Origin of the sequence: Fibrivirga algicola, assembly GCF_011742925.1 — a bacterium.
Lineage (GTDB): Bacteria > Bacteroidota > Bacteroidia > Cytophagales > Spirosomataceae > Fibrella > Fibrella algicola.
Map to the genome: position 1 here is coordinate 481,579 of NZ_WAEL01000004.1, position 15,443 is coordinate 497,021.

Genomic DNA, 15,443 nt, shown 5'->3' on the forward strand with positions numbered 1-15,443 from the left:
GGTGGCTTTCCAAATGGCAGGCCACCTTTTTTTATGAGTTGACGCGTACTTTGCAGGATGACGCATCGCTACTTTCTCACAACACTCTTGCTGTCGGCTGGCATCTGTCTATCAGCCGTTGGGCAATCACTCCCTGCATCCGACCCCGATCGGATGGCAAAAATAAAGGCGGCACTCCCCGTCATTGATAAGCTATATCGAGACTATGCCGCCCAACGCAATATACCCGGGCTGGGATTTGGCGTGGTTGTCGATGGTCAGTTGGTCTACGGGAAAGGCGCTGGTTTTGCCGATCTGGCCACCAAGAGACCTGCTACCGAACAATCACAATTCCGAATTGCCTCGATGACAAAGAGCCTGACGGCGATGGCCATTTTGAAGCTTCGTGATGAAGGCAAACTACGGCTCGACGATCCGGCAGCTAACTACGTACCTGAACTCAAGCAGTTGAAGCCACTCACAACCGATGCTCCCGCCATCACCGTACGTCACCTGCTGACACACGCGGCTGGCTTTCCGGAAGATAACCCCTGGGGTGACCGGCAACTAGCTGACTCAGAGGCCGAGTTTACCCAGTTTTTGAACGGTGGCGTTTCACTGTCGAATGCACCCGGTATAGCTTACGAATACGCAAATCTGGGCTTTTCACTCCTGGGCCGAATTATCACCAACGTGACAAAGCAGCCGTACCAGCAGTACATCACCACTGACATTCTAAAGCCGCTGGGCATGAACAGTACGATCTGGGACTACCGGAAAGCCGACCCCGCCCGGTACGTCAACGGCTACCGTTGGCAGGAAGGACAATACATACCCGAAGTGCCACTCGCCGATGGATCATGGGGCGCCATGGGCGGGCTGATCACCACGGTTGACGATTTTGCCAAGTACATGGCACTCCACCTAAGTGCGTGGCCTGCCCGCGATGGTGCTGACACTGGCCCGGTAAAGCGTAGTTCGATACGGGAGATGCAACAGCCCTGGAATTTCCGGGGTCTGAACGCGCAGTTTCGGTATGCCTCGGGGCGGCTCTGCCCGCAAACGATCAGTTATGCGTATGGCCTGGTGTGGGTACGTGACTGTGAAGGACGGGTCAGTGTAGGCCATAGTGGCGGTCTCCCTGGCTTCGGGAGCGAATGGCAGGTGCTTCCCGACTACGGCATCGGCGTCATCGGTTGTGCAAATCTGACCTATTCAGGCTTGCGCGGCATCAACACGATTGCCCTGGATACCTTGATCTCACTAGCCGGATTAAAGCCCCGGCCTATACCCGTATCCTCTATCCTTGCCAAGCGAAAAGCCGAGTTGGTATCGCTCTTACCGGATTGGAAAAACGGGGAAGCTAGTGGCATTTTTGCTGAAAATTTCTTTCCTGACACGCCGATTGCCCTCCGCCGGAAGGCCACGCAGGCGTTATTTGAGAAGATCGGCAAAGTTGTTCGCGTTGGCGAGATCGCCCCGGAAAATAACCTGCGGGGTACGTTCCGAATGGATGGTGAACGTGGCAGCGTCAACGTCTTTTTTACACTCACACCTGAAGCGAACCCGCTGATCCAACAGCTGGATATTACAGAAGCGAAGCTGTAGGTACGTTGATAACGCTCGTAGACGTGCAAAATCCTGCACCTCTACGCCAACTACAAAAAAAGCCGCCCCAGATTTCTGGGGCGGCTTTTTGATAGGATGAACGCTGATTATTTAGCGATCTCTACGTTTACCTGACGGCCTTTGATGTTGTTACCATCCATGGCTTGCACCACGCGGTTCGCTACATCATTAGGTACGTCGACGAACGTGTGCTTGTCAAAAATATCGATGCTGCCAATGCTGCTGCCTGGGATACCTGACTCGCCGGCAATTGCGCCAACCAAATCACCCGGACGAACATAATCACGACGACCGATGCTGACACTCAGGCGGGTCATGTTTGGCTCACGCTCACGAACAGGACGTTCGTTGCTGCGGGCGAAATAACCCTCTTTGCCTCCTTCACGCTCCGGACGAGGGCCACGGTCTTCGAAGCGACCGCCTCCACGACGATCTTCGAAACGACCACCGCCACGCGAATCGGTGCCACGGCTTTCAAAACGTCCGCCACGATCGCCACCACGACGATCTTCGAAACGGCCACCACCGCGTGAATCATTGCGACGATCATCGAAACGACCACGACCGCCTTCGCGAGGACCACGATCTTCGAATCGATTCGACGAGTTACCGTTGCGACGATCTTCTTCGTTCAGGTCTTTATCCGAGAATTCATTTTTCTCGATGCCCATGCTCCGCTTCATCAGCGCAGCCACGATCTGCTCCGTAGAGAAGCCCGTGTGCTGCAGTTGAGTCAGCATGTCATCGTACAGGTGCAGGTCTTTGCTCTCTGTGATATCAACTTCCAGTTGCTCGATAAAGCGAGCTTTCCGGATGCCAACGATATCTTCGAACGAAGGGATAACGCCTTTGTCAACCCGTACTTTCGTATAAGTCTGAATATCACGGAACCGGAATTTCTCGTCGCGGCTCACCAGTGAGAATGCACGACCCGATTTACCGGCGCGGCCGGTACGGCCAATACGGTGTACGTAATATTCTTCGTCGAGGGGGATATCATAGTTGATAACCGCATCTACATTGTCAACGTCGATACCACGGGCAGCCACGTCAGTAGCCACCAGGATCGTAGTTGTACCTGCACGGAACTTGCTCATCACGTTGCTCCGCTGCGCCTGACGCAGGTCACCATGCAGCCCCTCGGCCTGATAGCCACGAATCATCATGTCTTCCACGATTTCCTCTACCTTCCGCTTCGTGTTACAGAACACCAGCATCAGCTTCAGGTCGTACAGGTCGATCAGGCGGCACATTACTTCGGTTTTAGCTTTCGGCTTCACCTCGAAATAGACCTGCTCAATGTTGACGTTGGTCAGTTCTTTCTTCACCACCTTCACCATCACCGGGTTCACCTGGAACCGCTGCGTCATGGCCAGAATTGGCTTCGACATAGTAGCCGAGAACAGCACTGTCTGACGCTCTTCCGGGAAGTCTTCCAGAATGCTTTCGATGTCTTCACGGAAGCCCATGTCCAGCATTTCGTCGGCTTCGTCAAGAATGATCATCTTAGCGTCGTCGAGCTTCAGCGTGTTGCGTTGCATGTGGTCCATCACACGGCCAGGCGTACCTACCACAATGTGAACTCCTTTCTTCAGCGACCGAATCTGGCGCTCGATTGAGTCGCCACCGTAAATCGTTTCGATATAAATACCCCGCTTAAATTTGCTGAGTTTACGTAGTTCGTCTGTTACCTGAACGGCTAGTTCGCGGGTTGGGCACAGGATAAGCACCTGTACGCTCCGGTCGCTTGGGTCGATCAGTTCAAGGGCGGGAATACCAAACGCGGCCGTTTTACCGGTACCCGTCTGCGCCTGTCCAATTACGTCGCGACCAGCCAGAATTGGCGGGATAGCCTCGGCCTGGATTGGTGACGGCGTTGTAAAGCCCATTTCCGTAACGGCAGCCAGAATATCGGCCGACACGTTCAGGTCGGCGAAGGTAAATCCTTTAGCAACGACAGGCTGTACGGTGATTGTTTCTTTAATAATGGGTTGCTCAACCTCGTTGGCTGGCAACTCAACGTCGGATACAGCGGCCTGAAAAGCAGCATTTGCGTCCATCTGTTGGTTGTTAGTCTGTGCGGCCTCTTCCTGCACAGGAGTTTGATCGACGATCTCGTCGGTCTCGGGCTGGATGTTGTCCAGATTCATACTTTGATATTGAAAATAATTCGTTCCGCATACGGCGGAATTTCGTCAAGCTGACAGTGACGTGTGCAGGATACCCACTAAGCACCAACCCAGGATGTTCGTCGTAACCGACGTGGAAATAACCCCTACCCCAACGAGTAACCCAGGTGAATTTGAAATCGCTTAGACTAGCGTAGTTGACCCTCGTTAACTTAAAGCCACCGCCCCACAGCCTGTACTGTCTTTTTGTACATCCATGCCGGCTCTGTAGACCACATCTTACAAACGAGTGCGACCTGAAACGATCGCTTAGAACAGAGAGAAGCCGACGGATGTCGCTTGAAATTCTGGTGCAAAAGTAAGACTAATTATCGAAAAAAGCAAGTAAGACTAAAATAATCTTGTACTTTTCTAACAAAGCCTGTCGAATGGCATCGTGTTGTGGTAGCAACCGAAACTTCGGCAAAGTAGCCAGGTAACGAAATTGTGTATGCTTTTTTTAAGAAAACTCAGTTGGCGTTCAGCTTCACAGTTGGTCAGCGTGTAGTTTCGCGGCATGCAGTCAAACAAAAATTTTAGCTCAATTACAGCCTTGCTAGGGGCATTCGGGGAAGAAGTCAAGCTGATCGAAGAATCACTCCAAGATGCCGACGTGGTTGACCTGAATGGCCACCGGTTCGTTACGGGTACGTTGGGTACACAGCGGGTGGTGGTGACGTTGACGGGGATTGGCAAAGTGAACGCCGCCATGACCACAGCTTTCGTGATTGCTCATTTCCGCCCGCAGCGCGTTATTTTCACGGGTATTGCGGGTGGGGTGCGCACCGATCTGGAACCCGGCGATCTGGTCATTGGTGGTGAGGTGGGCTTTCATGATGTGCATTCCGTAACGCTGACGATGGAGCCAACCCGCCAGTCGATGCACCCGGTCAGCTACGCGCTGAATCCACTTTACTTCCCGGCAGACCCCGCCCTGCTTTCCCTCGCTCAGGAAACAGCCCAGACCATCAACTTCGATCAGGTACATGGCAGCACCCGGGCGCCCAGCATAACGGTTGGCCGCATTCTGACGGGCGATGAGTTCGTTCATTCGGCAGCGCGCGCGAATGCCCTCCGGACTGAACACGGTGCCGATGCGATTGAGATGGAAGGAGCGGCCGTCGCGCAGGTATGTTATCAACAAAACATTCCCTGCCTGGTTATTCGCAGCCTCAGCGACCGCGCCGATAGCCACGCCGTAATCGACCTGCTCGATTTCCTGAGTACCGCCGCCCGGAACTCGGCGAAGCTGGTAACAAGCGTCGTACGAGCCATGTAAGGAACAAAGAGCGCTAACACGAGGTGCCCCACAGAGATACCTCGTGTTAACGCTCTCCTCTATATCACTACATTCACAATTCGTTTCGGCACCACCACGATCTTCTTCGCAGGTTTGCCTTCCATCCATTTCTGAACGACTTCGTTCGCCAGTACGTCCCGCTCAATTTCGGTGGTTGGTCGGTCGAGGGCGTAGCTGATCGTGGTCCGCACTTTACCGTTGATCTGGATGGGATACTCGAAGGTATTTTCGACCAGGAATTGCGGGTTGAATACGGGGTACGTTGCTTTCGATACAGTACCCGGCTCGTTACCCAGCGCCGCCCAGAGTTCCTCGGCGAAGTGGGGGGCATAGGGCGATACCAGCAGAATCAGGTCCTGAAGAATGGCCCGCTTGTGGCATTTCAACGTCGATAGTTCGTTGACACAGACCATAAAGGCTGACACCGACGTATTGAACGAGAAATTCTCGATATCCTCCTGGGCCTTCTTGATCGTCTTATGCAGCACTTTCAATTCTTCTGGCGTGGGCGCTTCGTCGGTTACGATCCACTGTGCTGATTCGTCGGTAGATTCGCCGCCAGCAGTACCCCGTTCTGTGGCATCTTTGTAGAACAACCGCCAGAACTTACGGATAAACCGATACGTACCATCAATGCCGTTGGTGTTCCAGGGTTTCGCCTGCTCCAGCGGACCGAGGAACATTTCATACAGGCGTAGCACGTCGGCACCGTAACGCTCGGCCACCACGTCGGGGTTGACGACGTTGTACTTCGACTTCGACATTTTCTCTACGGCCGATCCACAAACATAGGTCCCGTCTGCTTCGAGAATAAACTCAGCGTTGGCGTAATCGGGCAGCCAGTTTTTAAACGCCTTAACGTCCAGCACATCGTTTTCCACGATGTTTACATCGGCGTATAGTTCTGTTGTCTCGTACTGATCTTTCAAGCCATGCGACACAAAAACCGGCGCTTTGCCCTGTTGTCCCGTCCCTTCCAGTCGGTAAACCAGCATAGACCGACCCTGTATCATGCCCTGATTGATAAGCTTTTTGAAGGGCTCTTCCTGCGGCACGTACCCACGGTCTTTCAGGAACTTGTTCCAGAAACGGCTGTAAAGCAGGTGGCCGGTAGCGTGTTCGGAGCCACCCATATAGAGGTCAACGTCCTGCCAGTAGTCGATGGCAGCGCGGTTAGCAAACTCACCTGTATTCTGCGGGTCCATGTAGCGGTACCAGTACCACGATGACCCCGCCCAACCGGGCATCGTGCTCAGCTCATACTCGAACTCCCCCTTATATTTCCACCCCTCGGCGCGGCCTAGTGGTGGCTCCCCAGTTTCGGTAGGCAGGTATTTGTCGATCGCGGGCAGTTCAAGCGGGAGGTCGGCCTCGTCGATCAAATATGGAATGGGTTCGCCCTGGCTGTTGGTTACGAAATAAACCGGAACAGGCTCACCCCAGTACCGCTGACGGCTGAACACAGCATCGCGCATCCGGAAATTGATCTTGCCTTTACCGGCCCCGTTCGCTTCCAGCATACCAATCAGCTTGGCAGTAGCTTCCGGGTACGTTAAGCCGTTAACCGCCTCAGAATTGATGTAGCGACCTTCTTTGGTGTTATCGGCCTGCTCATCGAGTCCTTTCTGCCCGTCCAGAATCGGAATAATGGGTAGGTTGTACTGCTTCGCGAACAGGTAATCGCGCTGATCGCCGGACGGTACAGCCATGACGGCACCGGTACCGTAGCCAGCCAGTACATAATCGGCCAGCCAGATCGGCACTTGCGCGCCATTGACCGGATTCACGCAGTAGCTACCCGTAAACACACCCGATACGGTTTTGGCATCCATCATCCGGTCACGCTCCGAACGGAGTTTGGCGGCCGTGATGTAGGCGTCGACGGCTTCTTTCTGCTCGGGCGTTGTGAGCGTGGCTACGAGTTCATGTTCCGGAGCCAGTACCATAAATGTTACCCCGTAGATCGTGTCGACGCGGGTTGTGAACACTTCGATGAAGCCTTCGACACCCAGCGAGAATTTAACGCTGGCGCCTACGCTGCGGCCAATCCAGTTGCGCTGTTGTTCTTTGATAGACTCCGACCAGTCGATAGTGTCGAGACCATTGAGGAGGCGATCGGCATAGGCGGTGATCCGCATCATCCATTGCCGCATCAGTTTCTGCTCAACGGGATAGCCACCGCGTTCAGACACCCGGCCGTTGGGGCTATCCTTCACTTCGTCGTTGGCCAGTACCGTACCCAGTCCGGGACACCAGTTCACCATCGCATTTGCCAGGTACGTCAGGCGATACTGTAACGTAATCGCATATTGCTCTTCGTCAGATTTGGCGTTCCATTCGTCGGCGGTAAACGACGTTACGTTTTCGTCGCAAACTGCCTGAACACCGGCGGTTCCGTGTTGGGCAAATTTTTCCAGCAGCGTTTCGATAGGCTCCGCCTTGTCGGTTACGCGGTTGTACCACGACCGGAACAGCTCCATAAAAATCCACTGCGTCCATTTGTAATAAGCGGGATCTGAGGTACGTACCTCCCGGCTCCAGTCGTAGCTAAAGCCAATATTTTTAAGTTGCTCTGTGTACCGTGCCAGGTTTTGTTCGGTCGTGAGCGCCGGGTGCTGACCGGTTTGAATGGCGTATTGCTCGGCAGGCAGCCCAAACGAGTCGAAGCCCATAGGGTGCAACACGTTGAAACCTTTCAGCCGTTTGTAGCGCGCAACGATATCAGATGCAATATAGCCCAGCGGATGCCCTACATGCAGCCCGGCCCCAGACGGGTACGGAAACATATCGAGCACATAGTACTTAGGCTTCGTTGACTGATCGTCAGTCTTGTAAGTTTGATTTTTCTCCCAGAACTGTTGCCAGTATTTCTCGGTCTTACTATGGTTGTAATCAGCCATTGGGGATAGTATAATGAAATACGTAGAATGGATTCGGGTGGGCTTTTCTCAGTGCCATCGGTTCATTCGAAACGCTCAGTGTTTAACCTCAACGAAGCGAATGCGCGCTAGCCCTGCCCACCTGATCCAGGTTGATTCCGGTGCGCCTGACCGGGAATTTAGTTGCAAAAGTAGCCCTTCGTGTGGACTTTTACGCGGTATGACCTCCACACTCCGTTCTGTATCCCGGCCAAAACCCTTGGTAATCGCTTTTCTGGTAGGGCTAAGCGTGACTGCGTTGGGAATTGGCATCATTCGGGACTTCAGCGGCCCCCTCCTCGATGGTGGTGATACAGACCAATATGCGTACACGAGTTATTATTTCGCCCGGAATCTGTCCGTCTGGCCTATTCCGCTACTAGACCTCTACACCAACCAGACCCTTTACCCCTACGGTACGCACCACGTTTTTTTGCCCTGGGGCTTCGAACGGGATTATTTCTACGCCCTGCTCGACCGCTGGCCCGATGCCGAGTACAAGCCGTTTCTGCAACTCTATTACCTATACAGTCTGGTTGTTGGGGCGGTGGGTACGTTCCTGCTCCTGTACCGACGCTTTGGGTATGTTCGGGCTACGATCACTGCACTCATTGTCTCGATCTTCACGTTTTATAACCTCTATAAATACCCGATCCACCTGAATATGGCGGTGGTGCACTGGACGGTGCTCTGCATGCTGGCAACCTTTGTGCTGCTCTACGACCTCTACCGGTCAACCCGCGTCAGTCTACGATTCTGGTTGGTGTGGGCCTGGCTGCACGTAGCTATTTTGGGGCTCGAGCTGGGGTACGTGGCGGGGTATGCCCTGACTTTCACCCTGCTGACGGCCCCGTTTATCGGATATCAGTTATGGCAGAAAAGCCATGCGCAGCGCGGAAATCGGCTAAAAGCGTTGGCTACCTGGCTAGCAGCCGCTTACAAGGCCGACACTGGCTGGGTCATCAGTTTACAGATGCTGTGCGTCGTTACGGCCTGGCTGTACGTGCCGCTATCAGCCCAAATCAGCATTGACGCGCTGGGGTATACTTTTCCGAAGGTTAGCGAGATGCGAGCCTGGTCGCACCCACTGCGGATGCTGATCCCGAGCCTGCCCGGTATAGATAGTTTTGCGATCCGGTACGACCGCTATTTTCACGATTCGGAAGTAGAGAGTTACGCGCAAACGAGTCCGGGGCTTTACCTGACAATCCTGGCAGCGGTAGGGCTCTGGCAGCAACGAAAAAAGTGTGGACTTTGGGGACCGGTTGGGCTGATGCTGGCGTTGTGCCTGCTGTACCATCCCGTTCTGGTGCCCACGCTGAAGCTCTTTCCGTGGTTTGCCTTTAACCGGCACGGCGGGCGATCGAGCATGGTATACCCTACTCTGTTGTGTATGCTGGCCCTGCATATCCGATTACCTGCACGCCGTACGGCACAGCTAGCCCTGCTGGCGGTGATTGGGTTGATGCTCGCCGAGTGGTATTATGGCTACACCTATCGACAAACGGACCCGCCCGATACGGTACCACCGAGCCTCTTTACGTACCTGAGAGCCGTACGCGACACACCAGGCAAAGCCGTGTTAGACTGGCCTTTCTGCATTCAGGGAGCCGACGCGATTACCAACAGTGATGGGCTTTGTCCATTCTATGACCAACAGAACGGCATAAATACGCTTCGCCGATTCTACCACAAAGCCGTGGTGGGTCAATACGTGGGGCGACTTCATCCTGACCTGGTAAAACCCCTGATTCGTGATCAATGGCCTACGCTGCTACGCCCCAATCACCAGTTTACAGCAGCAGACTGGGACTTTATCGATCGGTTTCTGCGGGATAATCAGTTTGCCGGCATCAACTTATATGCTGACCTGCTCAGTTCAGAACAGACTCGTGCCTTTATGGTGCGCTATGGACCACCCATTGCCGAAGCCCGACATCAGACAGCAGGTAGAATGCTATTTATTCCGCTGAACAGGGCGGTACGTTAGGCAGGTGTTCGATCAAACGTCAGAAAAAGTGAACTGCCAAACGGGGCTGAATGGAGCAGCTTACGCTCGGTCGAGACCAGGCTGTAGAATAGCTTGTTGATCAGCGGGTGGGGCAGATATACATCAGAACCAGGGGCGCTGGCCGATCGCCAGCCCATTCGGAGTTGGAAAGCCTGCCACTGTCGAGCGGCCAGAATCAGCGGTGCAAGAGCCAGGCTCCAGTAAGTACTAGTCACTACCCGCAGGCCCGCGTCAGGTGCCAGCCGCTCGAAATCAGCCCGGACAAAGCGGCGCTGGCTACCAACGGCTAAATCATGTTGCCCCCAGAAAGCGGCAAAGGCGTTGTTGTTACTAATCAGCATGCCGCCCGGCTTAAGTCGGCGACGTAATTCACTTAATAGTGGCAGCAATTCAGGATCGTGGAAATAGCAAAAAACATCGTTGCAGACAATGACGTCGAACATGTCGCCCGGTGAATAAGTGGATAGGGCATTCAGATCGAGCAGGTCGACGGATAAACCGCGCTTATGGCAAAGGGCTACCCCATCGGCTGACCCGTCGACCCCACGGATGTTGGTGTATCCGTGCTGGCGCAGTCGGCTCAGGAGCCCGCCTGTGCCGCAGCCAGCGTCGAATAAGGCGAGGTCTTTTCGGGTTCCGAATTGCTGCTGAATGGCACTGAGTACCAGATTATGTAAATGACGGTACCACCACAGCTGCTCTTCAACGGCAAACATCCGGTGGTACTCGTCGGTCTTCTCAATCATGCGTTTTTTCTTCGAGTAAACCCCGGGTACGTTTCACCACGTAGGGTGGCATACCACTTTGCGTCATGGACAATCGGCCAACATACTCACCCAAGATACCAACGAATACGAGTTGCAGTCCACCCAGCATGGTTACGACCCAGCAGGCCAGTTCCCAGTCACGAACAACCAGCCACCCCGTAAGGTGACCAACAAAGAGTATGATGCCAAGCCAGAGGCTAAACCCCAGCAGGGACATACCAATGCCCGTCAGCACCCGCAATGGTAGTACAGAGTAGCCTACCAGAACGGTCAGGAACAGCGAAATCAGTTTACGAATGGTATAATTAGAGTGTCCATCCTGTCGGGAGTGATGCGGCACCAGCACGCTGCCAACATTACTGGTAACCCGAAAAATCAACCCGTCGATATAAGGGTAAGGCCCCTTGTACCGAATTATTTCATCAACAACCTCCCGTCGAATCAGCTTAAAGCTTGACAGATACAATTCGTTGGGCTTGCGCAGCAGGTACGTCGCTAAGGCATTGGTCAGATCGCTCCCCACATTGCGAAGCCAGTGGTGCTGCTTCTGCTCATACCGGCTGTAGACCACATCATACTCATGCGTTTTGGCTTCCTCCAGTAGTGTCAGTATAGCATCAGGGGGATTTTGAAAGTCATCATCGATAATAACGACAAACTGACCCACGGCATAGTTTAGTCCGCAAAGCACCGCATTGAACTCGCCAAAATTTCGCCGGAGGCTAACTGCGCGTACATTGGCGTATCGATCAGCCAGCCGTTCGCAAACCCATTCTGACCGATCGCGGCTTCCGTCATTGACCAATACTACTTCAAACGCACGCCCAACCAGACACTCTTCCAATCGCTCGAGTAGTGGAGTCAGGGTACGTTCGCTGTTGTAGACTGGTATGACAATACTTAATTCCAAGACAGTAGCTTGAGTAGCAGGTTATGGGTTGTTCACATTTGAGTAGCGGCAGTCAGGGTACGGCTCATCAATGTAATCCTCCCGATTATAGGGTTCGTTTGACAATACCAGTAGCACAGCATCGTCACTAAACTGGTCCATTACGTGCCAGTCTTTAGGTTCGAGTACCAAACAAGTGTCTGGATGCGCTAAAGTAAACTCCTCTTCAGTTTGACCATCCTGTACATACACGCGACATTGCCCAACAATACAAATCAAGGCGTTCCAGGCTTTGTGGTGACGATGCCCGCCACGCATGGCATGGCCTGCTCCATGAATATAAAATACGCGTTTTATATCTCCCGGAAGCGTATTGTTATAAACTGTTAGGTTTCCTGATTCGGAATTGAATGTATCTAAAGTAAATAGTTTGGCCATTCTGACTCGTTTAAATCATCGCTATGGTTTGTCACCGGAAAAATACGTACTTCTACACCATTCTCTATAGAAATATAGGGAGAGGTTAAAACATGATTAACGATTGTAGAAATAAGCCATTTTTACTTTTAACGAAGACATAACCATATAACAGTGCTAATTTATCAATCTAAGGCCTTTTTTAACGACAAATAAAAACCTCATACGCCTAAGTACTTATTTTGTGGCATACTTTCTGACTCACAGGTCGAGTTAAGTAATTTCATTTGAGGAAACCTACAGGTTAGCACTCTCGACATCCCGATAGTCATGTAAGCTGCTGGATAGTCTGCAGGGATGGGGTTATCTTTACTGAGATTGTTCTGCTTTTACTGTGACTTTTCTTCGACAAACAGCCCGCTATATCTACGCTAAACATAGCGATACAGCCCAACAGCCACTTGATCACGTTTGGGTAATCCTGCCAACGCGCCGGGCGGTGTCGGTCTTCCAGCAGGAGTTGGCTAATCTGGCCGACCGCCCCATGCTGGCACCCCACATGTTGGCCGTCGATGATTTTATTACTGAGGCTGCCGGCGTACAGCTTATCGACAATGTGAGTCTGCTGTTCGAGCTGTACGACGTATTTCGGGAACTGGACAAAAAAGTGGAGTTCGACCAATTCGTTGGCTGGGCATCGGTCCTGCTCAACGACCTCGACCGGATCGATCAGTACCGCATTGATCCCAATCACCTGTTCGAGTACCTGACCGAGGCCAAAGCGATTGAACGCTGGACACCCGAAAACCACCAGCATACACCCAGTCTGCCCACTACGACCGCCGTTTCAAACTACTTTGGTTTGTTCAGCAACTTAAAGGCGGCCTACTATTCTTTACGTAAACGGCTGCTGACCAACGGACTGGCTTACCGGGGCATGGCTTACCGGCTGCTTGCCGATAACGTACGTGATAAGGTGTTGACCAACCCGGACTACGAAAAAATCTATTTCGTTGGGTTCAATGCACTTACGGCCTCCGAAGAACACATCATCCGAGTCCTGACTGGAACAACCAAGGCCGAGCTGATCTGGGATGTCGACAGCTACTACCTGAACGACCCGGAACAGGAAGCGGGTTATTTTCTCCGTCAATACAAAAATGAGAAGGGTTTGCCGGGGTTCAAGAATCGAACGGGTTTTGCGGACCAGGGCGAAGCCGAGACGGTAGCTATTGGGAACACGCTGACAACGACACCCAAGCACATGCGGATGGTGGGCGTACCAACTGCTTCGCTACAGGCAAAAGTAGCCGGTCAGCTGGTCGATCAAGGCGAGGAGGGCGACAAGCCGGGTGGCCGGACGGTCATTGTGCTGGCTGACGAGACCCTGCTCGTGCCGGTGTTGTATTCGCTGAACGAGACCGTGAGTGATCTGAACGTAACGATGGGCCTCTCGCTACGCAACTCGCTGCTGTTTACGCTCATTGACACGATGTTTGAGATGCAGCGCACGTTGATGGAGTTTAAAACCGCCGACGGCAGCGTGGGCAAAATCCCTAAGTTTCATCATCGGCAGGTGGTGAAGTTATTAAATCACCCCTTCGTTCGTCAGTACGAAAAATTGCACGGGTTACTGGCCCCCGACCGGGTCAACGAACTACCTAAGCCCCTGCTCGACTGGATACTGAGCGAAGTAGTCACCGGCAAACGAGCGTACCTGGGCGAACACGATATGCTTGAATTGGGACAGGGCGACGCCTTATTTAGTGTGCTATTCAAACGTTGGCGACCAACGCACCCCACCGATGCGATCAACGCCCTGTTTTCACTGGTTGATCTGCTACGGGAGGTGTACCGGCACAGTCAGGATACGATCGAAATCGAGTACCTGTACCTATTTTTCAGTCTCCTGAAGCAGTTGGAGACCACACTCATCCGGCAGGCAGCAACGCCTAATTCGCCCGCTGTTACCGTTCGCAGTTTTCAGCAGTTTCTGTATGAACTTGTGCGGCAAACAACCATTCCCTTTACCAGCGAAGGCGACAGCCGGGTACAGTTGATGGGGCTCCTTGAGACACGTACGCTTGATTTTGAACGGGTTATAATCCTGTCGGCCAATGAGGGCATGTTACCTCAATCGCGGCGGATGAATTCGCTCATTCCGTTCGACATTGCCATTGAGGTAGGCTTACCGACCTACCGGGAGCAGGAAGCGGTGACGGCCTATCATCTGTACCGGCTCCTGCAACGAGCCTCCGATGTAACCTTCCTCTACACGACAACCGCCGACGCTTACGGTAACGGCAAAGGGGAACCCAGCCGGTTTCTGCGCCAGATTGAGCATGAACTGGTTAAAGCCGCTCACGGAAATATTCACTTCAGCAAGCCCCTGCTACGGGCAGGAGACGGCGCCAGTCGAACAGATGCGGTCATCCTGTCGGTGCCCAAAACCGATACCATTCGCCAGACACTGAAGACGTACCTGACCATTAAAGGGCTGTACCCAACGGCCCTCAACCACTTTGTTGCCTGTTCGATGCGATTCTACTTCGAACGCGTGGTAGGCATTCGCGAAGAAGAAGAGGTCGACGAGCGGATTGATAGCGCCGAGTTTGGCACCTGGCTCCACAACACGATGGAGAACCTCGATAAGAACTACCGGATGCTCGACCTGCCCGTTACCCCGGAACTGGTACAGGAGGTGCTGGATGCCGAATACCGAAACCTGATGGGTGGCCGGGTGGCCGATACGGGTTATAACCTGTTGTTCTACCAACTGGCCAAAGACCTGATGCAGGCGTTCCAGAAATACCAGAACGATGAAACGCTCGATAAAGGCATTCGGGTGCTGGCCACCGAACGTACCCTGCAAACGTACCTGCCGGTTGACATTGGCGGAGAAGTGGTGCAGGTAAAGATTGGCGGAAAAATAGACCGGCTGGAGCAGCTTGGCAACGGTCGCATCCGGATCGTCGATTACAAATCGGGAAAGGTAGACCTCCCGAGTAAGATTGAAAATCTGGCCGATTCTCTGACGACCCTCGCCGACAAAGACAACAAGTGGGAGAAAATTCGGCAATTATGGCTCTACAAATACCTGATCCTGAAAGAAAACCAGTACCCGAATACCACCGTGGAAGCGGGTTTTTACTCGCTTAGAACGTTTCAGAAAGACCCTACTTTCCTGACGAACCGCGTTGCCTTCTCCGACGACGACAATCGCGATACGTACATTGCTGAAACGGAAACGTTGATTCAGCAGATGGTAAAACGCATGTTTGATACGGCTGAACCCTTTGCCATGACCGATAATATCGAGACCTGTAAATACTGCAACTACACCAAGATTTGTGGGAGGTAAAAAA

The 15,443-nt window shown here is 53.0% G+C and carries 9 protein-coding genes; 4 read left to right on the forward strand and 5 right to left on the reverse strand.

Going from position 1 to position 15,443, the window contains the following annotated elements:
• Nucleotides 1-57 precede the first annotated feature (57 nt).
• The gene (locus F7231_RS13350) at nucleotides 58-1,587 is read left to right on the forward strand and encodes a serine hydrolase domain-containing protein (RefSeq protein WP_166692241.1); all 1,530 of its coding nucleotides are present in this window, start codon (nucleotides 58-60) and stop codon (nucleotides 1,585-1,587) included.
• Between the two features lie 107 nt (nucleotides 1,588-1,694).
• Here F7231_RS13350 and F7231_RS13355 read toward each other — a convergent pair whose 3' ends face one another.
• Nucleotides 1,695-3,758, reverse strand: coding sequence for a DEAD/DEAH box helicase (locus tag F7231_RS13355; protein ID WP_157510648.1), 2,064 nt, complete (start codon nucleotides 3,756-3,758; stop codon nucleotides 1,695-1,697).
• 535 nt (nucleotides 3,759-4,293) lie between these two features.
• Between F7231_RS13355 and F7231_RS13360 the strand changes: the two genes are divergently transcribed.
• Nucleotides 4,294-5,055 (forward strand): 5'-methylthioadenosine/adenosylhomocysteine nucleosidase, encoded by a 762-nt coding sequence (locus F7231_RS13360; protein WP_166692242.1) that lies wholly within the window; start codon nucleotides 4,294-4,296, stop codon nucleotides 5,053-5,055.
• 59 nt (nucleotides 5,056-5,114) lie between these two features.
• On the opposite strand, the gene leuS is transcribed toward F7231_RS13360, so the two are convergent.
• Complete coding sequence (gene leuS, locus F7231_RS13365) at nucleotides 5,115-7,976, reverse strand: leucine--tRNA ligase (protein WP_166692243.1); 2,862 nt, start codon at nucleotides 7,974-7,976, stop codon at nucleotides 5,115-5,117.
• 199 nt (nucleotides 7,977-8,175) lie between these two features.
• Between leuS and F7231_RS13370 the strand changes: the two genes are divergently transcribed.
• Nucleotides 8,176-9,984 carry a hypothetical protein gene (locus F7231_RS13370; protein WP_229369895.1) on the forward strand — a complete coding sequence of 603 codons (1,809 nt, stop codon included), beginning with the start codon at nucleotides 8,176-8,178 and terminating at the stop codon, nucleotides 9,982-9,984.
• Here the strand turns inward: F7231_RS13370 and F7231_RS13375 are convergent.
• Genes F7231_RS13375 through F7231_RS13385 form a run of 3 tightly spaced genes read right to left on the reverse strand, consistent with a single transcriptional unit; the run spans nucleotide 9,981 to nucleotide 12,099 of the window.
• Entirely contained in the window at nucleotides 9,981-10,751 is a 771-nt protein-coding gene (locus tag F7231_RS13375; protein WP_166692244.1) for a class I SAM-dependent DNA methyltransferase, read from the reverse strand. The genes F7231_RS13370 and F7231_RS13375 overlap by 4 nt on opposite strands.
• Entirely contained in the window at nucleotides 10,744-11,682 is a 939-nt protein-coding gene (locus F7231_RS13380; protein ID WP_166692245.1) for a glycosyltransferase family 2 protein, read from the reverse strand. The genes F7231_RS13375 and F7231_RS13380 overlap by 8 nt, the downstream gene beginning before the upstream one ends.
• A 21-nt stretch (nucleotides 11,683-11,703) precedes the next feature.
• Complete coding sequence (locus tag F7231_RS13385) at nucleotides 11,704-12,099, reverse strand: sugar 3,4-ketoisomerase (protein ID WP_085413399.1); 396 nt, start codon at nucleotides 12,097-12,099, stop codon at nucleotides 11,704-11,706.
• 373 nt (nucleotides 12,100-12,472) lie between these two features.
• Between F7231_RS13385 and F7231_RS13390 the strand changes: the two genes are divergently transcribed.
• Nucleotides 12,473-15,439, forward strand: coding sequence for a PD-(D/E)XK nuclease family protein (locus F7231_RS13390; RefSeq protein WP_166692246.1), 2,967 nt, complete (start codon nucleotides 12,473-12,475; stop codon nucleotides 15,437-15,439).
• Nucleotides 15,440-15,443: the final 4 nt, after the last annotated feature.